Source organism: Plantactinospora sp. GCM10030261 (assembly GCF_042666615.1).
Classification (GTDB): domain Bacteria; phylum Actinomycetota; class Actinomycetes; order Mycobacteriales; family Micromonosporaceae; genus KBS50.
In genome coordinates this window covers 112,197-133,032 of record NZ_JBHTDD010000013.1, presented here as the reverse complement: position 1 = coordinate 133,032, position 20,836 = coordinate 112,197, and the positions used below count along the sequence as shown (strand labels likewise).

General features: G+C 71.5%; 26 protein-coding genes. 16 read left to right on the top strand and 10 right to left on the bottom strand.

Annotation, left to right across the window (positions count from 1 at the left end; genetic code table 11):
• Positions 1–200: 200 nt before the first annotated feature.
• Together ACFQUZ_RS17360 and ACFQUZ_RS17355 are read left to right on the top strand one after the other, a co-directional pair.
• Positions 201–419, top strand: coding sequence for a hypothetical protein (locus ACFQUZ_RS17360; protein WP_377443309.1), 219 nt, complete (start codon positions 201–203; stop codon positions 417–419).
• 107 nt (positions 420–526) lie between these two features.
• On the top strand, positions 527–838 hold the full coding sequence (locus ACFQUZ_RS17355) for a hypothetical protein (protein ID WP_377443307.1): 312 nt from the start codon (positions 527–529) through the stop codon (positions 836–838).
• 112 nt (positions 839–950) lie between these two features.
• Here ACFQUZ_RS17355 and ACFQUZ_RS17350 read toward each other — a convergent pair whose 3' ends face one another.
• Together ACFQUZ_RS17350 and ACFQUZ_RS17345 are read right to left on the bottom strand one after the other, a co-directional pair.
• Positions 951–1,763, bottom strand: coding sequence for a D-Ala-D-Ala carboxypeptidase family metallohydrolase (locus ACFQUZ_RS17350; protein ID WP_377443305.1), 813 nt, complete (start codon positions 1,761–1,763; stop codon positions 951–953).
• A 135-nt stretch (positions 1,764–1,898) separates the two neighbouring features.
• Positions 1,899–3,080, bottom strand: a complete 1,182-nt coding sequence (locus tag ACFQUZ_RS17345; RefSeq protein WP_377443303.1) for a low temperature requirement protein A — start codon at positions 3,078–3,080, stop codon at positions 1,899–1,901.
• A gap of 78 nt (positions 3,081–3,158) precedes the next feature.
• On the opposite strand from ACFQUZ_RS17345, the gene ACFQUZ_RS17340 reads away from it, so the two are divergent.
• Together ACFQUZ_RS17340 and ACFQUZ_RS17335 are read left to right on the top strand one after the other, a co-directional pair.
• A complete protein-coding gene (locus tag ACFQUZ_RS17340) occupies positions 3,159–3,914 on the top strand; it encodes a MerR family transcriptional regulator (protein ID WP_377443301.1) in 756 nt (251 codons plus the stop codon).
• A 40-nt stretch (positions 3,915–3,954) separates the two neighbouring features.
• Positions 3,955–4,965 (top strand): hypothetical protein, encoded by a 1,011-nt coding sequence (locus ACFQUZ_RS17335; RefSeq protein WP_377443299.1) that lies wholly within the window; start codon positions 3,955–3,957, stop codon positions 4,963–4,965.
• A gap of 49 nt (positions 4,966–5,014) precedes the next feature.
• Here ACFQUZ_RS17335 and ACFQUZ_RS17330 read toward each other — a convergent pair whose 3' ends face one another.
• The 5 genes from ACFQUZ_RS17330 to ACFQUZ_RS17310 all read right to left on the bottom strand — a co-directional run bounded on the left by ACFQUZ_RS17330 (position 5,015) and on the right by ACFQUZ_RS17310 (position 7,972).
• Positions 5,015–5,197 carry an antitoxin gene (locus tag ACFQUZ_RS17330; RefSeq protein ID WP_377443297.1) on the bottom strand — a complete coding sequence of 61 codons (183 nt, stop codon included), beginning with the start codon at positions 5,195–5,197 and terminating at the stop codon, positions 5,015–5,017.
• Between the two features lie 129 nt (positions 5,198–5,326).
• Entirely contained in the window at positions 5,327–5,509 is a 183-nt protein-coding gene (locus ACFQUZ_RS17325) for an antitoxin (RefSeq protein ID WP_377443295.1), read from the bottom strand.
• Between the two features lie 59 nt (positions 5,510–5,568).
• Positions 5,569–6,276: a hypothetical protein gene (locus ACFQUZ_RS17320; RefSeq protein WP_377443293.1), complete on the bottom strand. Its 708-nt coding sequence runs from the start codon at positions 6,274–6,276 to the stop codon at positions 5,569–5,571.
• A gap of 2 nt (positions 6,277–6,278) precedes the next feature.
• Positions 6,279–7,076, bottom strand: coding sequence for an ABC transporter permease (locus tag ACFQUZ_RS17315; RefSeq protein WP_377443291.1), 798 nt, complete (start codon positions 7,074–7,076; stop codon positions 6,279–6,281).
• The gene (locus ACFQUZ_RS17310; protein WP_377443289.1) at positions 7,073–7,972 is read right to left on the bottom strand and encodes an ABC transporter ATP-binding protein; all 900 of its coding nucleotides are present in this window, start codon (positions 7,970–7,972) and stop codon (positions 7,073–7,075) included. The genes ACFQUZ_RS17315 and ACFQUZ_RS17310 overlap by 4 nt, the downstream gene beginning before the upstream one ends.
• A 131-nt stretch (positions 7,973–8,103) precedes the next feature.
• Here ACFQUZ_RS17310 and ACFQUZ_RS17305 point away from each other — a divergent pair, with 131 nt between their 5' ends.
• From ACFQUZ_RS17305 to ACFQUZ_RS17290, 4 genes are all read left to right on the top strand, one after another.
• A complete protein-coding gene (locus ACFQUZ_RS17305) occupies positions 8,104–9,384 on the top strand; it encodes a sensor histidine kinase (RefSeq protein ID WP_377443287.1) in 1,281 nt (426 codons plus the stop codon).
• A complete protein-coding gene (locus ACFQUZ_RS17300; protein ID WP_377443427.1) occupies positions 9,363–10,103 on the top strand; it encodes a response regulator in 741 nt (246 codons plus the stop codon). Before ACFQUZ_RS17305 ends, ACFQUZ_RS17300 begins: the two co-directional genes overlap by 22 nt.
• Before the next feature lie 74 nt (positions 10,104–10,177).
• Positions 10,178–10,621, top strand: coding sequence for a nitroreductase family deazaflavin-dependent oxidoreductase (locus ACFQUZ_RS17295; RefSeq protein WP_377443285.1), 444 nt, complete (start codon positions 10,178–10,180; stop codon positions 10,619–10,621).
• Positions 10,622–10,720: 99 nt separating this feature from the next.
• Complete coding sequence (locus ACFQUZ_RS17290) at positions 10,721–11,764, top strand: hypothetical protein (RefSeq protein ID WP_377443283.1); 1,044 nt, start codon at positions 10,721–10,723, stop codon at positions 11,762–11,764.
• Here ACFQUZ_RS17290 and ACFQUZ_RS17285 read toward each other — a convergent pair.
• Positions 11,715–12,083, bottom strand: coding sequence for a cupin domain-containing protein (locus ACFQUZ_RS17285; RefSeq protein ID WP_377443281.1), 369 nt, complete (start codon positions 12,081–12,083; stop codon positions 11,715–11,717). The two genes, ACFQUZ_RS17290 and ACFQUZ_RS17285, sit on opposite strands and share 50 nt — an antisense overlap.
• A gap of 73 nt (positions 12,084–12,156) precedes the next feature.
• Between ACFQUZ_RS17285 and ACFQUZ_RS17280 the strand changes: the two genes are divergently transcribed.
• The 3 genes from ACFQUZ_RS17280 (at position 12,157) to ACFQUZ_RS17270 (ending at position 13,423) form a co-directional block, all read left to right on the top strand.
• Positions 12,157–12,639 carry a MarR family winged helix-turn-helix transcriptional regulator gene (locus ACFQUZ_RS17280; protein ID WP_377443279.1) on the top strand — a complete coding sequence of 161 codons (483 nt, stop codon included), beginning with the start codon at positions 12,157–12,159 and terminating at the stop codon, positions 12,637–12,639.
• A 209-nt stretch (positions 12,640–12,848) separates the two neighbouring features.
• Positions 12,849–13,157: a DivIVA domain-containing protein gene (locus ACFQUZ_RS17275; RefSeq protein ID WP_377443277.1), complete on the top strand. Its 309-nt coding sequence runs from the start codon at positions 12,849–12,851 to the stop codon at positions 13,155–13,157.
• Positions 13,154–13,423 carry a hypothetical protein gene (locus ACFQUZ_RS17270; RefSeq protein WP_377443275.1) on the top strand — a complete coding sequence of 90 codons (270 nt, stop codon included), beginning with the start codon at positions 13,154–13,156 and terminating at the stop codon, positions 13,421–13,423. Before ACFQUZ_RS17275 ends, ACFQUZ_RS17270 begins: the two co-directional genes overlap by 4 nt.
• Before the next feature lie 119 nt (positions 13,424–13,542).
• On the opposite strand, the gene dacB is transcribed toward ACFQUZ_RS17270, so the two are convergent.
• Both dacB and ACFQUZ_RS17260 read right to left on the bottom strand, forming a co-directional pair.
• Positions 13,543–15,126, bottom strand: coding sequence for a D-alanyl-D-alanine carboxypeptidase/D-alanyl-D-alanine-endopeptidase (gene dacB / locus ACFQUZ_RS17265; RefSeq protein ID WP_377443273.1), 1,584 nt, complete (start codon positions 15,124–15,126; stop codon positions 13,543–13,545).
• Positions 15,127–15,210: 84 nt separating this feature from the next.
• Positions 15,211–16,827, bottom strand: coding sequence for a helix-turn-helix domain-containing protein (locus ACFQUZ_RS17260; RefSeq protein WP_377443271.1), 1,617 nt, complete (start codon positions 16,825–16,827; stop codon positions 15,211–15,213).
• Between the two features lie 241 nt (positions 16,828–17,068).
• Between ACFQUZ_RS17260 and ACFQUZ_RS17255 the strand changes: the two genes are divergently transcribed.
• From ACFQUZ_RS17255 to ACFQUZ_RS17235, 5 genes are all read left to right on the top strand, one after another.
• Positions 17,069–17,254 (top strand): hypothetical protein, encoded by a 186-nt coding sequence (locus tag ACFQUZ_RS17255; RefSeq protein ID WP_377443269.1) that lies wholly within the window; start codon positions 17,069–17,071, stop codon positions 17,252–17,254.
• A gap of 91 nt (positions 17,255–17,345) precedes the next feature.
• Entirely contained in the window at positions 17,346–17,909 is a 564-nt protein-coding gene (locus ACFQUZ_RS17250) for a TlpA family protein disulfide reductase (protein WP_377443267.1), read from the top strand.
• Between the two features lie 8 nt (positions 17,910–17,917).
• On the top strand, positions 17,918–19,738 hold the full coding sequence (locus tag ACFQUZ_RS17245; RefSeq protein WP_377443265.1) for an ABC transporter ATP-binding protein: 1,821 nt from the start codon (positions 17,918–17,920) through the stop codon (positions 19,736–19,738).
• Positions 19,735–20,274 carry a S26 family signal peptidase gene (locus ACFQUZ_RS17240; RefSeq protein ID WP_377443263.1) on the top strand — a complete coding sequence of 180 codons (540 nt, stop codon included), beginning with the start codon at positions 19,735–19,737 and terminating at the stop codon, positions 20,272–20,274. Before ACFQUZ_RS17245 ends, ACFQUZ_RS17240 begins: the two co-directional genes overlap by 4 nt.
• Before the next feature lie 66 nt (positions 20,275–20,340).
• A complete protein-coding gene (locus tag ACFQUZ_RS17235; protein ID WP_377443261.1) occupies positions 20,341–20,826 on the top strand; it encodes a hypothetical protein in 486 nt (161 codons plus the stop codon).
• The last annotated feature ends 10 nt before the right edge of the window (positions 20,827–20,836 follow it).

The window sequence follows — 20,836 nt, the reverse complement described above, 5'->3', positions numbered from 1 at the left end:
TCCGGTGCTGTGTTCCGGTGATAAGCCCTCGTATCAAAAGGCGGTGACCGGCGGTGTCATGTTACGTGCGCGCCCGTCGGCCTTTCGGAGGGTCCTGATCGGCCGATTGGACTCGTCACTGCCAGTAGTTGACCTTACCCATAGAGCAAGGTGAGATCGAAATATTCGTACCGCTCGCCCCTTCCGCTAACGTGGCCTCTGTGAGGATCGAGCGGCACTGGTGGAACGGCGATTCGGCGCGGAGGTCCCGGCGGGACGTCTTCGTGCGTACGGACGGGCAGTTGTGGCAGGTCGAAGCGCAAATGGGGGGAGCCGACGGGCGTTCCCGGGTGCAGGAGTGCCCGAGCCGGGCGTCCGCGCTCATCCTGGCCAACGCATGGCTCGGCGGCCGACCCGGCTGGCGCGAGGTCGCCCCGTAACTCCGTGGGCCGGTCGGCACCGCGCTTGAACTTCGGACACGTGGACTCCGTACCAACGGGTGGAGCGGGGCCGTCGGTTCCGCGACATCGGCAGCCAGGAGGCACGCGTGCACGTCGTGGAGCGAACGCCGGATCCGATCGGGAGAGTGCTGGGCGAGGTGCCGCTGCCGCGGTACGTGACAGCCGAAGACATCCGGATGGCCCTGCGGGCCGTCGTGGTGCACGCCGCCGAGCAGTGGCCGGCCGGTCCCAAGTGTCGTAACGACGGAGCGCCGTATCCGTGCCGGCTGCACCGCTGGGGGCGTCGGGTGCTGACCGGTCACGGCCTCAGCGACAGGCAGGTCGACGCGCTGGAACGGCACGGCAACCCCTTCGTGGAACTGCCGATCCGACAGATGCTGAGCCGCCGCGCGAGCTGAGCCGAATTCGTCGATCGCGGCGGGGCCGCGGGCCGGTTGTCGCCGTGCGGCATCGGGACCAGCCCGCGGCCGGTGACAGGCAGGACCATCCAGCCGGCGCCGAGTCCGGTCCTCACGGGTCCTGGCGTGGCGGGCTGCCGGCCGGGCTCAGGGGGCCGGTAAAGCCGCACGTCGGGGCGTACCAGTACCGCGACTCGCGGTTGGCCGGGTTCTCGGTGCCGGCGTCCAGGTGGACGTGCGTGCCATGGCCGGGGTATCCGGGCCCCAGGATCCCGCTGAAGCCATGGCTGCGTGCCTCCCGGGCGAGCGCGCAGAGCCCGATCCGTGGCGAGACGAGGTCCACGGCGAAGCCGTACAGGTGCTGACTGCGAGTGGCCCCGCCGACCCTGGCGTTGCACCACCTGCTGCGGAAGCCGCTCGTGACGAACAGCGGGTGATCTCCCAGCGACCGGCGCAGGGCCTCCAGCTTCCACATCATCCGCAACGCGTTGGCGCGGGTGGCGGAAGGCGAGAGCGGACCGCCGTCCCAGCCGGAGCCGCCGCACCCGTCGTCGAGTTCGAGATAGCTGAAATGGGCCGGCGTGCAGTCGTCGTCCTGCAACTCGTACAGCGTCCGGTAGGTCTGCCGGCCGGCGATCCCATCGACCCGCAGGCCGTACGCCGCCTGGAACCGGCCGACCGCGGCGGCCGTCCGCGGGCCGTATATCCCGTCGATGACGACGGTCCCACCGTAGCCGCCCCAGCCGGCGACCCTGATCTGCAACTGCCGTACGTCCGCGCCGGTCCGGCCTTCCCGGAGCGTCCGTTGCCAGGTGTAGCAGCCGTCGGCGGCGGCCGGGGTGGCGGTGCCGACGATCCCGGCCGCCGACAGCGCGGCGGTGGCCGCGACCGCGAGGACGGCACGTCGCCATCCGGGAACGCGCATGAGAACCTCCGTGATCGGGTTCGGGGGGTCGGCCGGATCGCTTTTGTCCGGATAAAGGCTTGTGTGCAAGTTTGCACCCTAAGTGGCCACATGTCGCGGACCTAGAGAACGACGCGCCCGAAGTGCGGGGTGGGTTCAGTGCGGTGGGTTCGGCTGCTCCGGGGGCCGCCCCCGGCTGCGCATCGTGTCGCGCGCCGCGATCCCACCCAGGATCAGCGCGACCGACAACGCGGTGAGCAGGGGAATGGTCCGAGGCAGCAACGCCGCCACGCCCAGCAGTGCCAGGCCGACGATCCGGTTCGGGGACACCCGGCCGAACACCTCGTACTCGAAGCGGGCCCGGCCGAGCAGGAACAACGCCGGGCCCCCGAGGACGATCGCCGCACGGGCCGGCGCGTTGTCCTGCCACGGATCGTGGATGAGCGCCGCGAAACCGGCGGCCATCAGGGCCACCCCGACCACCATGGCCATCTGGGTGATCGGGGCGGTGGCTACCAGCCGCTCCCGTCGTCTGGTCCGCTCGATCGCCCCGGACAGCACCTCGCCGGCCCGATGGACGTACAGCCGCCACAGCAGCGCCGTCACGGCGAACGACAGGACGAAGGCGAGAGTCTCCCCCAGATCGAGATCGGTACGGCTGTACGTGCCGCCGGTGACCAGGACGGCGTTGCCCAGGGCGATGATGAAGAACTGCTGGTAGCGCTCGGCCAGATGCTCGGCGGTCACGGTGTACTGACCGGGCGGAATGCGACCCATTCCGGGTACGGGATACCCCAACTTGCCGCCGGTGTAGTCGATCCCCAGGGCCAACGTCCAGAGCACGAGCTGCCACGGATGGTGCGCCACGACGCCGCCGATCAGCCACGCGGCCGCGCTCAGCGAGAACCAGAGCACGATCCTGCGGTGCCGGAGTTGGAGGTGCCGACCCCGCAGGGCGACCAACAGGTACGTGCCGCGGCCGAGATGGATGGCCACGTACACCGCGGCGAAGCCCAGCCCGAGCCGGTCGAAGGCCCTCGGGATGGTGGCGGCCAGGAGCAGGCTGCCGAAGGTGACGCCGATGGTCAGCCACTGCATCGCCGATCGGCGCGGGTCGTAGAAGTTGGTGACCAGGACGGTGATCCACCAGACCCACCAGATCGCCATCAGCAGGATGACCGCGTGTGCCACGCCGTCCCAGGAGATCCTCTGGGCCAGCCCGTCGGAGACCAGGGCCAGCGCCACGACGAAGACAAGATCGAAGAACAACTCCAGCAGCGTCACCCGGCGGGGGCCAGTGGGGTGACGCTCTGCCACGGTGAGTTTGCTCTCCGGCACGACGCACCGTATGCCCATTATTGGTTGACCCTCACGTAACGTGAGCTGACAGCCTGGCTTCCCGGAAGGGAGGGAACCATGGGCTACGCGGTAGGGCAGGTGGCCGCCTTCGCCGGGGTGACCGTGCGGACGCTGCACCACTACGACGAGATCGGGCTGCTGACGCCGAGCGGACGCACCAGCACCGGCTACCGCCGGTACGACGAGACCGACCTCACCCGGCTTCAGCAGATCCTGTTCTACCGGGAGCTGGGGTTCCCACTGGAAGAGATCGCCAAGATCCTCGACGATCCGGCGGCGGACCCGGTGACGCACCTGCGCCAGCAGCATGATCTGTTGACCGGCCGCATCAAGCGCCTCGAAGAGATGGTCCAGGCGATCGAATTCGCGATGGAGGCGAGGAAGATGAACATCCCGCTCACCCCGGAGGAGCGGTTCGAGGTCTTCGGTGACTTCAACCCCGACGATCACGCCGAGGAGGCCGAACGGCGCTGGGGAGGCACCGAGGCGTACCGCGAGTCGGCCCGCCGGACCAGGTCCTACAGCAAGGAGGACTGGCTGCGGAACAAGGCCGAGAACGAGGACTGGGGACGGCGGTTCGCCGCGGTCATGGACTCCGGTGCGGCGCCGGAGAGTCCCGAGGCGATGGAACTCGCCGAGGAGCACCGCCAGCTCATCAGCCGGTGGTTCTACGACTGCTCGTACGAGATCCACACCGGACTCGCCTGCCTGTACACCGAGGATCCGCGGTTCACGAAGTACTTCGAGGACCTCAAGCCCGGCATGGCCGCCTACCTGAGGGCGGCCATCCAGTCCAACGCTGTCCGCGCCTGAGGGGTCGCGTCCGTCGTCGCGGGCCGGCTAGTGTCCCGCCATGAAAAGCTGGCAGCCGATCGTCGGCGCCGCCGCAGCGGTCCTCGCGGCGGCGTTCTGGGCCGTCGGGCTCACCGAGTTGCAGGCGCTCACCGAGCCCCTCGGCCCATGGTCGGAGCGGCTCGCGAGCAACAACACCTACTGGGCCCGCGACCTGCGGTTCATGGCCATCGTCGCGGCACTCGCCGGGGTGGTCCTCGGCACCGGTGGCGACCGTCGGGTGGCGACCCTGGCCGCGCCGGCGGCCACGGTGTGGGTGGTCGTCGACCTGGTGCTGGACCGGCTGGACGTCGATGGCACGGCGACCACCGTCGGGTTGGCCTCAGGCGCCGCCCTGGTCATGCTCGCGGCGATCGGTACGGCGCACCGCTGGCCGGCCGGATCGACGCCGGCCGTCCTGATCGTCGTCGCGGCGGTCACGGCCGCCACCGCGCCCGTGGCCATGGCGATCGAGTCACCGACCTACACCGAGCCGGAACTCACCCCCGCCGCCGTCGCCGTGGCGGGTCTGCTCGCGGTTCTCGCGATCGGCTGCGCGGTGGCCGCGGCGCCCGAGCGGCGGCGAATCCGGTGGGCGGCGGCCGGCCTGCTGACCGGGGCGGCCGCCGCCGGCATCGCCCTCGGCCGGACGCAGCCGCCGGGCGGCCGGCTGCTCGGGATGCTGCTGCTGGCCATCGTGCTGCTGGTCGGCGTGCTGGTCCTCACCCGACCCGCGGCGGACGGCCGTCCCGACCTGCGGCGCCTGGCCCTGCTCGGGGTCGCCTCGCTCGGCTACCCGATCCTGCTGCACGTCCTGGTGATCGCGATGGCGGTCACGTCGGCGGGTGCGGGGTTCACCCGGCTCGCCGGCAACCCCGCGATAAACGCGGCCGACTCCGACGTTCTGCTGAGCCTGGCCGGCGTCGGCACGGGGCTGGTGTACGGACTCCTGCTGGTTGGCCTGTCCGGTCGACCCGCCGGGTCGGTCGGCGTTCGGTCCACCGACCCGGCGCCGTCGGCCATCTGGCGCTGAACCAGGCGCGATACCGGCTGTCCGGCATCGGCCCGGTCGCGACCACTCGCTACCTGTCGCTCTGGCGCTTCCCGGTGGCACGCTGTGCCTGCGAGACGGCCTTGTCCACCTTCTCGTCGTACTTGCCACCGGTCCGCCGGTTGATCTCGTCGCCGGCCTTGCGCATGCCCTGGTCGACCTTCTGTTCGTTCCGGTCGACGAATTCCTTGGCCTTCTTCATCATGTCGCCCATCGGGTCCACCTCCCAGGGTCGGTACGACCCGCGTTCCCCGCGAGGTGAACCGGAAACGGCCCGGTGGCGGGATCAAGAGAAGGGCCCCAAGCTACGCGAAATGCGATAGGAAGGGGCCCTTTCCTCTGGTCAGGGCTGCTGGTCACCGGCGCCGGTGCGCTGTTGCGCCGCGTCCACGCCCTTGTCGATCTGGTTGTCGTACTTGTCGTCGACCCGCTTGTCGACCTGGTCGCCGGCCTTCTCGATGCCCTGGTCGACCTGCTTGTCGTGCTTGTCGGCGAAGTCCTGCGCCTTGTCCATGAAGTCACTCATATCGGTACCTCCAGGATCGGTTGGCGACCAGGTTCCCCGGATCATCGTCGCAAAACCGGTCATGGACGGCTTGGCCGCCAGTACTGGCGCTTGTTCTCCTCGCGTACCACGACGCCCAGCCTGCCCAGCTCGGACCGCAGCTCGGCGGCGTCGTCGGCGTGCCCCCTGTCCAGGGCCCGCTGCCGGGCCCGCAGCACCGCGTCGGCGCCGGGCGGCAGTCCGGCACCGCCCGGGACCCACCGGCGGTACGCCGCGGCGTGCGGATCCGCATCGGTCCACCGGTAGCCGTGTACGGCGAACGCCGTGGCCAACCGGTCGCCCGGCAGGTCGCCCTTCTCCCGGACCAGTTCGGTGCCGTCGGTGCCGAGCAGGACGAACCGCCGGCCGTCCAGGAAACCCTGCCGGATGTCCGCGCGGTCGTACGCGGCGCGACGACCGGACCGGCTCACCGTCACGGCGAACCGGTCCACGGTGATGGCGAGCCGTTCCACGGTGCCGATCGTGGCAACCGCGAGCCCGAGCACCGCCCCGACAATGACCAGCCCGATCGTCGCCTGCGGATCCGGCAGGCCGTCCACCATCCGGAACAGGCCGCGCCACGGCACCCAGCGGGCGTCGACGGCCCAGCCGGCCACCACGGTGAGCAGCCAGCCGAGCGCCGCACCGGCGACCGGGAAGCCGCCCCACATGACGACCAGGTCCGACACCGGCTCGGTGACCACCACCGGCGCGCCGGAGGCGGACGGATCGCCCGACCCGCGGCGCATGGTCAGGAGACCTCGCGTCGCAGCGTGCGGATCAGCCCGGCGACGAGCGGCAGCACCAGCCAGAGCAGCAGGGAGACCGCCACCCGGCCCCACTGCCCGGCTGTGACGTCCGGAGTGAACAGTGGTTCCATCGTCTGCGCGGTGTCCAGCCACCGGGCCGGTTCGCGCAACGGCTCGATCATGCTGGTGAGGATCGTCCACACCATCGGCAGCAGCAGGTAGGTCACGATGGCCAGCGGGGTGTTGAGCAGCAGCAGTCCGAAGGCCGCGCCCATCAGGACGCTTGTCACCTGGACGACGCTCGCGTGCAGCAGCAGCGTTCCCTCGAACGCCCAACTGCCGGACCCGCCGGTAGCCCCCGCGATCGGGGTCGCGACGGCCGCGACCGCGAGGCTGGCCAGCACCGAGGCCAGCGCGGCCAGCACCGTCGCGCCGAGCTTCGCGATGATCACCAGCTCCCGCCGTGGCACCAACGCGAACGTCGTCAACGCGCTGCGCTGCGACCACTCGCTCGTGATCGACAGGATGCCCAGCACCGGCAGCAGTACCGACACCGGCAGCAGCGATGCCGTGAAGAACTCGGTGAACGACTGTGCCGCGTCGTCCGCCCAGATCAACTGGGCGGTGGCGACGAGGGCGGCGACCAGGCCGATCGTGAGGAGCAGCCAGAGCCCGGCCCGGGTGTCGACGAGCTTGCGCGACTCCACCCCGGTCAACCGGAGCAGCGACGGGCGGCGTACCGCCGGTCGGGGATCGGGGCCGGCGGAGCTGGCGGTGGGCTTGGCGGTCGTGGTGGTCATTTCCCTGCTTCCTTTGTCGAACCGTTCCCGGTGAGGGAGAGGAACAACTGCTCCAAGCCGGCGCTGCTGGCCGGCCGCAGTTCGGTGAGGACAATCCGGGCGTCCGCGGCCACCTGCCCGACCGCGCCGGGGTCGGCGGTCACCAGCAACCCCCCGTCGGCGCCACTGGTCACCTCGATCCCGGCCGCGGTGAGGGCGGACCGCAGGGCACCGGTGTCCCGGGCTCGGACCAGGGCGCCGGCGCCGGACAGCAGCTCGGCCTTGTCGCCCTGAGCCACGATCCGGCCGGCGCCGATCACGACGAGCCGATCGGCGACGACCTCGACCTCCCGCAGCAGGTGCGAGGAGAGCAGCACGGTCCCGCCCCGGTCGGCGAAGTCCCGCAGCAACCCGCGCATCCAGAAGATGCCCTCCGGGTCCAGGCCGTTGGCCGGCTCGTCGAGGATCAACACCCGGGGGTCACCCAGCAGCGCGTGAGCCAGGCCCAGCCGCTGCCGCATTCCCAGCGAGTACGCCCTCACCCGGCGTTTCGCCGCGGCCCGCGCCAACCCGACCTGGTGCAGCTTGTCGGCCACGGCGGACCGGCCCAACCCCATCGTCTGGGCCGCCAGCACGAGCGTTTCCCGCCCGGTTCGGCCACCGTGCTGCGCGGACGCGTCGAGCAGCACGCCGACCGTCCGGCCCGGGTTGGGCAGCAGCCGGTAGGGCCGCCCGTCCACCGTGGCGCTCCCGGCCGTCGGCGGGGTCAGGCCGCAGATCATCCGCATCGTGGTGGACTTGCCGGCTCCGTTCGGGCCGAGGAAGCCGGTGATGGTGCCCGGCTGGCAGGTGAATGAGACGTCGTGGACGGCCGCGTGCTGGCCGTACCGCTTGCTGAGCTGATGAACTTCGATCACGTCGTCGAGACTGCCGGGGCCACCCGGCCATCCGCTGCGGCCGGCGGTCGCCGGCCGGCCGACCTTGGTCTAGGCCCAGGTATCAACTTTGGTAGCTGGGCGGACGCCGGACCGCTTCGTACCATGGCGGCGTGACAAGCGTCGTCGTACCGGATCATCCCTGGCTGCTGCCCGGGATGCTGGCGGCGTCCCCGGACGACGAGCGGCGACGGCCGCGGCGGACCACCCGCGACTGGATCGTCGATGGCGTCTGCTTCCTGCTCGCCATCGGCTGGGTGGCGTTGGTCACCTGGGATGCGGGGCGACCCGATCCGCAGGTCACCACCCCGCTGCCGGCCACCTGGATGATCACTGCCGACGCGGTGCTCGGGGTGCTGGCCAGCCTCGCGCTGTGGTTCCGCCGCCGGTGGCCGGTCGGGCTGGCCATCGCGGTCCTGCCGCTGAGCATGTTCTCCTCAGCCTCGCTGGTCACCCAGGCGATCACCTTGTTCACCGTGGCGGTGCACCGCCGGTTCGCGACCACCGCCACGATCGCCGTCCTGAGCGGGCTCGGCACCAACTTCGTGTACGTCTGGTTGCGGCCGGAACCGGACATGTCGTACTGGCCGGCGGCGATCTGGGGGGTGCTGTTCACCGTCCTGATCGTGGGCTGGGGGATGTTCGTCCGGGCCCGCCGGCAGCTGGTCGTGTCGCTGCGGGAGCGGGCGCACCGCGCCGAGGCCGAGCAGCAGCTCCGGGTGGCACAGGCCCGGCACCTGGAACGCACCCGGATCGCCCGGGAGATGCATGACGTCCTGGCGCATCGGATCTCGCTGCTCAGCCTGCACGCCGGGGCGCTGGAGTTCCGGCCCGACGCGCCGCCCGCGGAGGTGGCGAAGGCGGCCGGCGTGATCCGCGGCAGCGCGCACGCCGTCCTTGAGGATCTGCGCGAGGTGATCGGGGTGTTGCGGGCCGACGGGGAGGGCGCCGCCGACCGGTCGGCCGCTCCGGAACGGCCGCAGCCCACCCTCGCCGACGTGCCGACCCTGGTGACCGAGTCGCGGGCGGCCGGCATGCGGTTGACCGTCCGGGACCTCGTGACCGAGCCCGCTTCCGCGCCGGCGGCGGTGGGCCGCAGCGCGTACCGGATCGCGCAGGAGGGGCTGACCAATGCCCGCAAGCACGCGCCGGGCGCGGCGGTGGAACTCGCCCTGTCCGGGGGGCCGGGTGACGGGCTCACCGTGGAGATCACCAATCGGTGGCCGGTGGGTGTCCCGGCCCAACCGGCCGGTCCGTCCGGCCCGGCGTTGCCGGGCGCCGGCACCGGCCTGGTCGGTATCGCCGAGCGGGTCCACCTGGCGGGTGGGCGACTGACCCACGGGCGGACCGGTGACTCCTTCCGGCTGGTCGCCTGGCTACCGTGGCCGGTATGAACAGCGACGGACCTGAGCCCCCCGGGCCGGCCGGGCCGGCCGGGTCCGCCAGACCGGTCCGGGTGCTGATCGTCGACGACGACGCGCTGGTCCGGGCCGGGTTGTCGATCATCCTCGGCGGGGTGCCGGACATCCTCGTGGTCGGCGAGGTGACCGACGGCGGCGAGGTGCTCGCCGGGGTCGCCGCGCACCTGCCGGATGTGGTGCTGATGGACATTCGGATGCCGCGCGTCGACGGGTTGGCCGCCACCGAGGCGTTGCGTGCCACCGCCCGCCCGCCGGAGGTGCTGATCCTCACCACGTTCGACGCCGACGACCACGTGCTCCGGGCGCTGCGCGCCGGTGCAGCCGGCTTCCTGCTCAAGGACACGCCACCGGCCGAGATCGTCGAGGCGGTGCGTCGGGTGGCAGCCGGCGAGGCCACCCTGTCACCGAGCGTCACCCGCCGGCTGATCGCGCATGTCACCGGCCCGGCCGGCGGCTCCGGCCCCGGGGACCCCCGGCGCGACCGGGCGCAGCGGCTACTGGCCGGGCTGAGCGAGCGGGAGCGGGAGGTGGCGGTCGCGCTGGGCCGGGGACACACCAACGCGCAGATCTCCGCCGAACTGTTCATGAGTGTGGCGACCGTCAAGGCGTACGTGTCCCGGCTGCTGGCCAAGCTGGAGTTGAACAACCGGGTGCAGGTGGCCCTGCTGGTACACGACGCCGAACTGGTCTGACCGTGCCGGGTTTGCCGCCGCCGGCTCGGGGTAGCAGCGGATGATCACGCCGGTGGCCACGCTGGGAGGCTCGGATGACGACCGACGAACAGGTGATCGACAGTCCGGCTGGGTGGGTCCGCGACCACATCCGGGAGTACGTCGAGAGTAACGGCGAGCGAGGTCACGAGTGGCGCCCCGGCGTCCACACGCTGCTGCTCACCACGCGTGGCCGCAGGTCAGGCCAGCTCCGGCGGACCGCCTTGATCTACGGCCGGGACGGTGACCGTTACCTCGTCGTCGCCTCCCATGGCGGCGACCCGCGGCATCCCACCTGGTATCTCAACCTGCTGGCCGATCCGCTGGTGCGGGTGCAGGTGGGAGCGGACGTCTTCGCGGCTCGCGCCCGCGCCGCCAAGCCGGACGAGAAGCCGGAGTTGTGGCGGACGATGGTCGCGATCTGGCCGGATTACGACGCGTACCAGGCCAGGACCGACCGGGACATCCCGGTGGTGATTCTGGAGCCGGTCGACGGCTGATCAACGGCCGGACCACCAGGCGTCGCTGTCCCCCGATCGGGGAGCCGGATCCCTCTCTCGGGCGAGGTGGTGAGCGGCCGGAGCGGGGATGGTCGAGCCATGTCGACCGATATCCGCGGCGAGCCGCTGGTTCCGCCCGGAAACGCTGCGGACGAGTCGGACGCCGGGACGTGGCCGGCACGCGTCCGCTGGTTGCCGCTGGTCGTCGTGGTCTGGGGCACGGGGTACGGCGGGCTGCGACTGATCTGGGCGGCCGGTGCCGCCCCGACGTTCCCCCCGCCTCACTCGGACGTCACGGCGACGCATGCCCTGGCGGGTGGGCTCGCGGTGGCGGCCGCCGCGATCGGGGTGGTGCTGTCCCGGATCCGCTCGTCGACGCCCGTGCTGGTCGCGGCGTGGCTGGTGGTCGTCGGCCTCGTCGCCACCGCCCCGATGCTGCTGCTGGACCTGGTCGGACGGGCGCTACCCGGATTGGGCCTACCGTGGCACGCCGGCGCGGCGGTGACCCGGCTGGGTGCCGTCGGCGGGGCGGGACTGCTCGGCCTTTTCCTCGTCGGCCAGCGGCCTCTGTGGCGGAGCGCCGGGTGTCGGTCCTGCCGGTCGTCGGCGCGTGGACCTGGCACGCCGTGGTGGGGTTGGATCGCCGGTTACCTGGCGGTCGCCGGTTGCCTGGTCCGGTTGGCTGCCCAACTCGCGGTGGAGTTCGGCCGTACCCCGTTCGCGGGCGGCGCCTCGGTCGTCGCGTTCGAGGTGGGGTTCCTGCTGGCGGGGGTGCTGTTGCCGCTGGCTCTGGTGCATACGTGGGGGCGGCGTTGGCCGCGTTGGGTGCGGCCGCTGGCCGGCCGCCGGGTCCCCCGGTGGCTGCCGCTGGGCCCGGCATTCGTCCTGTCGGCCGGTCTGGTCGTCTATTTCGGGGTGGGCATCGCGCAGCTGGCGGTCGAGACGGCGCGGGGCGAATCGCGGGGTCTCGGTCTGCCCCTGGCGTTCTTCTGGGTGGCGATGCCCGCGTACTGGATCTGGGGGTTCGGGCTGGGCGTCGCCGCGCTGGCCTACCGCGCGGCGACGCTGCCGCCGTGCCGGCGGTGTGCGGGGGCTACGCGGCCCACGGGAGCGGTCGGGACGCCGGCTCATCCGGCACGGTGACCCGGCCGGCGCTCGGCATGCAGACTAGCGCCTCGGCGGGGCCGTCGAGGACGGCGACCTGACGTTGCGCGCCGGCGGGCAGGATGGCCGTCGTGCCGGTGCCGACGGTCGTGGCGGTGCCCGCCACGGTGATGGTGAACGATCCGGCCAGCGGCATGAAGACCTGTTCGCGGTCGATGGTGTGCAGCGGGCCGCGCGCCCCGGCGGCCATCCGGACCCGCCACAGGCTCAGCTCTCGGCTGCCCACGCTCGGGGCGGCGAGGGTGGTCATCTGTCCGTTGGGGGTGGTGGTGGTCTGGGTGTCGGTGACGACGCGCACGGCGGCTCCTTAAGTCAACCTGCTTTACTTGCATGAGTAAAGGGGATTGATTCGCTCGTGTCAAGATGGTCGGGTGACCGCAGCCGATGACGACGACCCGTTGGCCGACGCCGAGCTGACCTTTCTGCTCGGGATGGGCTTCCAACTCGTGCTCGCCGAGTTCCTCCGCCGGATCGAGGCGGCCGGACACCGCGACCTGCGGCCCGTGCACGGACTGGCCTTCCAGGTGCTGCGCGGCGGCGGTGCCACAAGCTCCGAACTGGCCGACCGGCTCGGGGTGACCAAACAGGCCGCCGGGCAACTCGTCGACGAACTCGAGCGGCGCGGGTACGTCCGCCGGGAGCCGCACCCGTTGGGTGGCCGGCGCCGGCTGGTGGTGCTCACCGATCGGGCCCACGCGCATCTCGCCGTTGCCGGACAGGCCCTGCACGAGTTGGAGGCGGAGATCGCGGGGAGGCTGGGACCGGCCGTCGTGGCCGCGCTGCGGGTCGACCTGGCCGCACTGATCCGTGATCTCGCCGGCGACCGGCTGCCGCCACTGCGTCCGCTCTGGTGACCGGCCGGGCCGTCGGAAGGGTCGGCCGGTAGCCCGCCGGCCGACCGAACGTCCACTGGGGACCTCAAGTCCTGTCGATAGGACAGTTTGTCCGTCGTCGGAGTGGCGAACCTCCGTACCTTGCTGCTGGAGAAGATCGGTAAGGCACGGCGTCGGGGGTGGCGGTCGGTGAACCCGGACGCGCCCGGAAGAAGGGCGGTGAACCAGCGGTGATCGAGCGGAAGCGGCACGGCATGGGCGAGGGTCGGCCGCACGGCCGGCTCGACGTGTACGAGGTACGCCGGCCTCGGTTCCGGGCCCGGCCGTGGCGCCGGGGCGGCCTGGACCCGAGCGAGGTCTACGACTTCCTGGAACGGGCGGCCGACGAGATCGACCTACTGCACCGCGAACTCGTGGCCGGGCAGGCCGAGATCGAACGGTTGCGGGTCGCGCTGCACCACTGGCAGACCTGGCACCGACACTGCGGAATTCCCGACCTGCAATGGCCGATCAACCACGAGCCGGGGGAGTACCGGTGACCCCCCGGCACTGGGTGATCCACCTACCCACCCGACTGACCTCGTTCGACGCGGCGGCCCGCCTGGTCGAGCAGCTGCGGGACACAGTGGGCGGGCAGGTCTCCGCCGCCATCGACTTCACCGGGGCGACCCTCACCGAGAAGGACCGGTTGATGGTCCGGCACCCGGTCTTCTGCGACCGCCCGCTGCCTCGTGGGCACCGATGCGCCCTGCGCTACGACCACATCGGAGCCTGCCTGCCGCTACCCTGGCAGCGCGCCAGCTGAACCCTCGCATCCGGTGTCCCCGGCGAGGTCCGCCACCGGTGGCACCTGAGCCCAGGGACGGCGTGCCGCAGTCGAGGGCCCGACAGTCCCAACGAAGGCAGGGGCCTCTCGTCGCAAGATCAGCAGGATATCGGCTTGACCCAGGAACACTCCAGCCCATCGGGCGCCGCGGGAGCGGTGGGCGCCGCGGGAGGCGCCAGGCTCGTCGTGCCGCTCGCCGAGGCCGAGTACGTCGCCAGCGTGATCGCGATCGAGTCCTGCAACCCCGTGACCGAGGAGGCGAGGTAGTTGTTCATCAGGATCGAGAAGGCAAGCACATGTCCGTCGGCGTCGGTGACGTAGCCGGACAGCGAGGACACCCCGGTCAAGCTTCCCGTCTTGGCGTGCACGTTGTCCGCCGCGGGCGTTCCTCGCATCCGATTGCGCAGGGTGCCACCGACGAAGCGGTCCGCGTTACCGGCGATGGGCAACGCCGCGTACCAGGACTGGAACCATGGCTCCGCGCGCGCGGCGACCAGCAGGTCGGTGAACTCGGCGGGCGGCACGAGGCTGCGCCGGGACAGACCGGAGCCGTCGGCGAGCCGAAGGGTGGCGGTGTCCACGCCGACACTCGCGGCATAGTCGCGGATGCCGGTCAACCCGGCCGGCCAGGTGCCCGCGTCCGCGACCCGCCGCCCGATGGACTTGGTCAGCACTTCGGCGTGCCCGTTGTTGGACAGCTTGAGGAACGGCACCATCAGGTCGGTCAGCGGCATCGATCGATGCGTGGCGACCGGCGTCGCCCCCGCCGGGGTGGCCCGGCCCGGGACGGTGCCGCCCAGCACGCGGACGCCGTGGGCGGTGAGCGCCCGCCGGAAGACGTCGGCGGCCAGCCCGGTCGGTTCCCAGACGGAGATCCAGTCACTGCTCGCGCTCCCGTCGACCGCGAGCTGGCCGGTGACCACGATGGTGTTCGTGCCGTGCTGACGCTCGAACGAGATGGTGTCGCTGCCGGTGGCCACGGTCGAGGCGCGGTTCTCGATCTTCACGTACCCGTTGGGTGGGGTCATGGTGATCGTTGGCGGCGAGCCGGCGGTGACGCCCGGGGTGGCCGTCACGATCACGTTGCCGGCGTCGTAGTCGGTGTCCGGCGCGACGGTGAGCGCGGAGACCTGAGCGGCGTAGTACGCGGTCTCGTCGTCCCAGGCCCAGTCGGAACCGAGCCGGGTGGCGTCGAACCAGGTGTCGTCGGCGACCAGGTTGCCCATGACCGTCCGGATGCCAGCGGCCGAGACCTGGGCGGCCAACCGGTCGTAGTCGGCGGCCAGCATGGTCGGGTCACCGGTTCCACGCAGGTAGAGGTCACCGCGCAGAACCTTGCCGCGCCGGGGGCTGTTGACGCGGACCTCCGTGGTGAATCGGTGATCATCGCCGAGGATCTCCAGGGCGGCGGCGGAGGTGAGCAGCTTGGCGTTGGACGCCGGAAGCAGTCGACGGTCCCCGTTGCGGTTGTAGAGCACCCGGCCGGTGGAGGTGTCGACGACCACGACACCGGCCTGGGCGCCGGCCAACCGGCCGTCAGCGAGGATTCCGTCTATCGTGGCGGCCAGCCGGGTCTCGGCCGGCGTCGGCGCCTGTGCGGTGGCGGTGGGGGAGGCCGTGGTGCCGGCGAGCCCGACGAGCGCGGCAAGCGCGAGGCCCCGGATGAAGTGATGGCGATGCATGCGGTGATGCTGCCACGAAGGTGCTCTATGCACCATGTGCTGACCAGCAGGCCCTCATCAGGGCGCCCGCGGTCCGGCCGGTGCTCACCCGAGTAACGCGCGCAGTCTGTCGCGGTGTTCGTCAATGGCCATTGCCGCGTCTTCCAACCCCGCGTCCCGCAACACCCGCACCATGTCGGCCATCACCTCCCGCTCGGCGGCGAACCAGGCGACCGGATCGCGGGCCACCGTCACGGACACCCGCTCCGGACAGTGGACCGGCACCGCCTCGGTGACCGTCCCCCGGGCGGCGCGGGACAGCATTTCCGCCACGGCGACCCGGGCCAACACCAGCCACCCGTCGACCACGCGCTCCAGGGCGGCATGCCACGGCACCGTCCGGACCGCTGCCGGGTGGTGTTCCCGGGCGTAGAGCCGGACCACCGCCGGTAGCCGAAAGCGCGGCTGTCCGAGCACGTCGAGGCCGGCATCGCTGACCAACCGGGCGTCGAGCAGTTCCCGGAGCACGGCACCACCGGCCGGCCGGTCGAGGCCGACCAGTCGCGTCGACATCCACTCGGTGAAGCTGCTCAGCTCCAACCCGCCGAGCAGCCCGAACGCCGTGGCGGCGAGGGGAGACAGGGACCGGTGGGACTCGCGCAGCCGGGGCCGGATCGCCAGGTCGCCGTGGCTCAACTCGTCCAGCCTGTACCTTTCGTCGGCCAACCGGGCCAGCAACGCGCCGGCCGTCCAGCGTGGATGGACGGACAGCTTGGCGCCCAGGATCCGTACGGCGAGAGGCAGCCCCCCGCAGATCGCGACCAGTTCGCCCACGGCACCGAGGTCTTCGACGACACGTCGTTCCCCGGCGATGTTGCTCAGCAGGCGAATCGAATCCGGGACGGTCAGCGGAGGCAGGTCGACGGTGGTGACGCCGGGCAGTCCGGTCAGCGGCAACCGGCTGGTGACGATGACGGCCGAATCCGCGGTCGGCAGGAATGGCATCACCTGGGCGTGACCCACCGCTCCGTCGAGGACCAGCAGAAGCCGACGGCCGGCCAGCGTCGACCGCAGGAGCGCGGCTCGGGCGTGGGGATCGGGCGGGACCCGGGCCAGGCCCGGGTCGAGCGTGTGGAGTAACCGTCCTATCGCCTCGGCCGGATCCGCCGTGGCCGACCCGTCGAGTGCGACGAATACCTGACCGTCCGGAAACCACGACGCGACGGCGTGCGCCAGGTGCACCGCGAGCGCGCTCTTGCCGATTCCGGCCGGGCCGGAGATGGCGACGAACCGAGCCTCTCCGGCGGCGGGACTCAGCGCGGCGCGCAGGGTGCGCAGCTCACTCTCGCGGCCGACGAAGTCGGGCAGATCGCCTGGCAGTCCGCGGGGAGCCGGCACATCCGGTCGAGTCGCCGCGTCCGGTTCGGTCGCGCCGGACCGTGCCGGGGCGGCCGTGGGGCGGTCATTGACCGGGCCGCTGGCCCGGGTCACCCGGCCCGACCAGTGCTGGAGCAGCCCGATCTCCACGAACTCCGCCCGCGCGTCGCCGGCCAGTCGGAGCGCGACGGCCAACTGCTCGATGGTGCGGGGCCGCGGGCATCGTCGACCTCGTTCCATCTCGCCGATCGATCGGGAGCTGACACCGGCCTGCTCGGCGAGTGTTTCCTGAGTCATCCGCCGGGCCACCCGATGGTGCTTGAGTAAGTTCGCGAACCTATCCATGGACACCTCCCCGAATGGTGCGATCGGCAGCGTAACGGACGGCCGCCGGATTGCTTCGATCAATATCACCGGGCCGGCGCCGGACGGTGTCGACAACCGACGTGTCGGGTCCAACGTCCGGCCTGACGTCCGGTCGAAGGTCCAGATGAACGTCCTGCTCAACGTCGTGGTGAGGGGTTACCCATCCGATTTAGATGGGTGAATCGGTCGCATGGCGCGACCAGATACGGAGGAGGTTCCGGTGACTCGGATGGTGACGACGCTGGCCGACCGGATCGTGGGCATGGTCGTGCCCCGGATCGAGGCCCAGGCGGCAGACACGTGCTACGAGAAGTTCTGCTACTGCCGCGGCATCACGCTCTACACCCAGTACTGCTGCCCGGTATTCGGGTGCAAGTCGTGCCGGCGCGTCGGCGACGGCTGCTGATGCCCACCGGCCGCCGGAACCCGCGATCCAGCGGGTCCGGCGGCCAATCCCGCTCGACTTGATGCCAACCCGTCACGTGCCGAGGAGCCCGATGAACTATTCAGATGTTGTGAGCGCCCTGATCGGGCTGCTGGCCGCCGTCAATCTGCTCTTCACCTTCGGCGTTGTCAGGCGACTGCGGGAACACACCGAGGAACTGGCCACACTGCGCGGCAGAAATACCCGGGACGACAACATCGCCCTGCCCGCCGGAACGCGGGTCGACGGGTTTACCGCCGAGACCGTCGACGGACACCCGATCACCCTCGAATCGCTTGGCAGTCGCCCGTTGCTCGGCTTCTTCTCCCCGTCCTGCACCCCCTGCAAGGAGCGGCTGCCTCGCTTCGTCGCGTACGCGGCCAGCCGGCCCGGGGGCCGTAACGGTGTGCTGGCCGTCGTCTCCGGTACGCCGGAGGAGGCCAGCCCGCTCGTTGGCCAACTCCAGCCGGTAGCCACCGTGGTGGTGGAGGCAGATCAGGGCCCGGTGCAGCGGGCCTTCGCCGTCGAGGGCTTCCCGGCATTCGTCCTTGTGCAGGATGGCAGGGTCCAGGTGTCGGACTACGAGCTGTCGTCGATCACCGAGGTTGACAGTACGGCCGTGCCGGCGATCGGCTGAGCCGGACCATGGTCGTTCGGTCCGCGGCTCGCGCCGTGTCGCTTGCCCGCCGCGCCGCGCCCCACCACCTGACCGGCTACCTCGCCGTCCAGGTGGTGGGCGGGTTGACCCCGCTCGCCGCGGCCTGGCTGACAAAGGCGGTGGTGGACCGCCTCGCCGTGGCTCCGGTCCGGTGGGGGGACATCGTGGGACTCACCGTGGCACTCGCCGCGGTGGGCGTCACCGCCGCGCTCTCCCCACACGCCAACCGCTACCTGCGGTTGGAGCTGGAACGGCGGGTACGGCTGGAGTGCACGGGCCGGCTGTACGCCGCCGTGGACCGGTTCACCGGCCTTGACCGGTTCGAGGACCCCGCGTTCCTCGACCACCTGCAGACGGCCCAGTCCTCCGGGATCAACGGCCCGGGTGAAGTGGTCGACAGTGGCCTCGGCCTGCTGCGGTCGCTGATCGTCGTGCTCGGCTTCGCCGGCACGTTGCTCCTGCTCGGGCCGTGGGTGGCGGTGGTGGTGCTGGCCAGTGCCGCACCGGCGATGGTGGCCGAGGTCGCGGTGAGCCGGCGGCGGGCCGACATGATGGCGCGGATCGGGCCGGCGCAACGCCGGGAACTGTTCTTCGCAAGCCTGCTCACCAACGCGGACGCCGCCAAGGAGGTCCGGCTGCTGGGAGTGGGGCGGTACCTGTGGCGGCGGATGACCACGGAGATCCGCACCATCAACCGGGAACATCGCCGGGTCGACCGGCGCGAACTGACCGTGCAGGCCGCTCTGGCGCTGCTGAGCGCGTTGGTCACCGGCGGACTCCTGCTGTTCGCGGTCCGCTCGGCGGTGACCGGCGAGCTGTCCATCGGCAGCGTCGTGCTGGTGGTGGCCGCGGTCGGCAGCGTCCAGGCCGCCCTCGCCGGCCTCGTCACCGACACGGTTTCCGGTTACCAGGCGCTCCTGCTGTTCCGGCACTACCTGGTCGTCGTCGACGCGGGCCCAGACCTGCCCGTGCCGGCACATCCCCGTCCCGTGCCCGGGCTGCGGTCCACAATCGAGCTGCGCGACGTCTGGTTCCGGTACGCCGACGACCAACCCTGGGTCCTTCGCGGCGTGGACCTGCTGATCCCGGCCGGACGGACCACCGCGGTGGTCGGCCTCAACGGCGCCGGAAAGTCGACCCTGGTCAAGCTCCTGTGCCGGCTCTACGACCCCGACCGGGGGGCTGTGCTCTGGGACGGGGTGGACCTGCGGGAGTTCGATCCGGTCGAGTTGCGGGCCCGGATCCGTACCGTGTTCCAGGACGCCGTGGCCTACGACCTGTCGGTGCGCGAGAACATCGCCATGGGCGATCTCACGGCGTTGACCGACCGGGCCAGGATCGAGGGCGCCGCGCGAACCGCGGGCGTCCACGACGTCCTGCGCCGGCTACCCCGAGGGTACGAGACGCTGCTCACCCGAAGTTTCTTCGCCGAGCCGGGCGAGGACGACCCGGACGCCGGCGTGGTGCTTTCGGGCGGTCAGCAGCAACGCCTGGCCATCGCCCGCGGCGTCCTTCTCGACCGGGCGGACCTGCTCATCCTCGACGAACCGAGTTCGGCACTGGACGCCGAGGCGGAACACGACGTCCACACCAGGCTGCGCGCGGTCCGGCAGGGCCGCACCGGACTGCTGATCTCCCACCGATTGGGCGTGGTCAGGGAGGCCGATGTGATCGTGGTGCTTGCCGGTGGCGAGGTCACCGAACGCGGAAGCCATGCCGAGCTGATGGCCCTCGGTGGTGCGTACGCGGGTCTGTTCGAATTGCAGGCGGCGGGCTACCGCCCCATGACGGCGGAGGCCATGCCATGACGGCACCCCTGGTCGGCACGGTGCTACTGCTGCTCGTCGTCAGCCTGGTGGCGTTGCGCCGCCGGGTGGTCCTCGTCACGGTGACCGGGCTGAGCATGGCGCCGACGTTCCTCCCCGGCGACCGGTTGCTGGTACGCCGGGTGCCGACCGGCCGGATCCGGCGCGGTGACGTGATCGTGCTGCGGGTGGCGGAAACGTGTCGACGCGGCGACTCCACGGGGCGTCGGAGCGCGCCGTGGCTGGTGAAGCGGGTGGCTGCCGTGGCCGGCGACCCGGTGCCCGGCGTGCTGCCGGAGTGGTTGCGGGGACCCGGGGTGGTCGCACCGGCCACGTTCGTGGTGCTCGGCGACAACGCCCCGCTCAGCCGCGACTCGCGGCAGTTCGGGGCGGTGCCGGCCACGGGGGTGCTCGGGGTGGTGCGCTGCCGTATCGGTCGCCGATCCGCACCGGTCGGGGATCGACCAAGGGCGGGCGGCCGGTCCGCGACCGCCGAGCCGCAGTACGCCGCCGGGGCGTCACCTCGGCCGGGAGACTGAGAGTCCGGTCCGTGCCTCCGTCCGCACGCCGATGTTCGCCGCCCGGCGGCTGCCTACCGTTCGCACATGACCACAACGCTTATCGTTCGACGCACCGGCCGGGGAACGTGGGCGGCCCACGACGTGGCGGGCCGACCCGTCGGCACGATGCACACCGGCCGGGGACTGGCCACCGCCGAACTCCGCGCCGCGAGTGGTGTCTGGACGGCCCGGGCCGGTGCCCGTGGCCGGTGCCGGGTGACCGCAGGGCCGGCCGACCGGCCGCACCTGCGGCTCGAGCCACCGCACGCGCAGATCACCGGAGTGGGCGGTCCGGTCCGCTGGAACCTGGGCCGGAATCTGCGCCAGTACCGCGGCACGCTGGCGAGCGGCACGGGTCGGATCGCCGCTCGTACCCGGGCTTTCGCCGGTGGTGCCGTCGAGGCCGAGGTGGAGGGCCAATGGCCCGACCTGGTGGTACTCGCCGTGTGCTTCGCGGTGCTCACCCGCAAGCGCCGCGACCAGATGCTGGCTCTCCAGATCGCCGTGATCACTTCGCCCGGCCCGCGTTGACGGCCTCGGC

Coding starts and splice junctions, on each gene's coding strand:
- ACFQUZ_RS17350 (WP_377443305.1), bottom strand. CDS start 1,763: ATGCGCGTTCCCGGATGGCGACGTGCCGTCCTCGCGGTCGCGGCCACC.
- ACFQUZ_RS17340 (WP_377443301.1), top strand. CDS start 3,159: ATGGGCTACGCGGTAGGGCAGGTGGCCGCCTTCGCCGGGGTGACCGTG.
- ACFQUZ_RS17335 (WP_377443299.1), top strand. CDS start 3,955: ATGAAAAGCTGGCAGCCGATCGTCGGCGCCGCCGCAGCGGTCCTCGCG.
- ACFQUZ_RS17330 (WP_377443297.1), bottom strand. CDS start 5,197: ATGGGCGACATGATGAAGAAGGCCAAGGAATTCGTCGACCGGAACGAA.
- ACFQUZ_RS17325 (WP_377443295.1), bottom strand. CDS start 5,509: ATGAGTGACTTCATGGACAAGGCGCAGGACTTCGCCGACAAGCACGAC.
- ACFQUZ_RS17320 (WP_377443293.1), bottom strand. CDS start 6,276: ATGCGCCGCGGGTCGGGCGATCCGTCCGCCTCCGGCGCGCCGGTGGTG.
- ACFQUZ_RS17315 (WP_377443291.1), bottom strand. CDS start 7,076: ATGACCACCACGACCGCCAAGCCCACCGCCAGCTCCGCCGGCCCCGAT.
- ACFQUZ_RS17295 (WP_377443285.1), top strand. CDS start 10,178: ATGACGACCGACGAACAGGTGATCGACAGTCCGGCTGGGTGGGTCCGC.
- ACFQUZ_RS17290 (WP_377443283.1), top strand. CDS start 10,721: ATGTCGACCGATATCCGCGGCGAGCCGCTGGTTCCGCCCGGAAACGCT.
- dacB (WP_377443273.1), bottom strand. CDS start 15,126: ATGCATCGCCATCACTTCATCCGGGGCCTCGCGCTTGCCGCGCTCGTC.
- ACFQUZ_RS17260 (WP_377443271.1), bottom strand. CDS start 16,827: ATGGATAGGTTCGCGAACTTACTCAAGCACCATCGGGTGGCCCGGCGG.
- ACFQUZ_RS17250 (WP_377443267.1), top strand. CDS start 17,346: ATGAACTATTCAGATGTTGTGAGCGCCCTGATCGGGCTGCTGGCCGCC.
- ACFQUZ_RS17245 (WP_377443265.1), top strand. CDS start 17,918: ATGGTCGTTCGGTCCGCGGCTCGCGCCGTGTCGCTTGCCCGCCGCGCC.
- ACFQUZ_RS17240 (WP_377443263.1), top strand. CDS start 19,735: ATGACGGCACCCCTGGTCGGCACGGTGCTACTGCTGCTCGTCGTCAGC.
- ACFQUZ_RS17235 (WP_377443261.1), top strand. CDS start 20,341: ATGACCACAACGCTTATCGTTCGACGCACCGGCCGGGGAACGTGGGCG.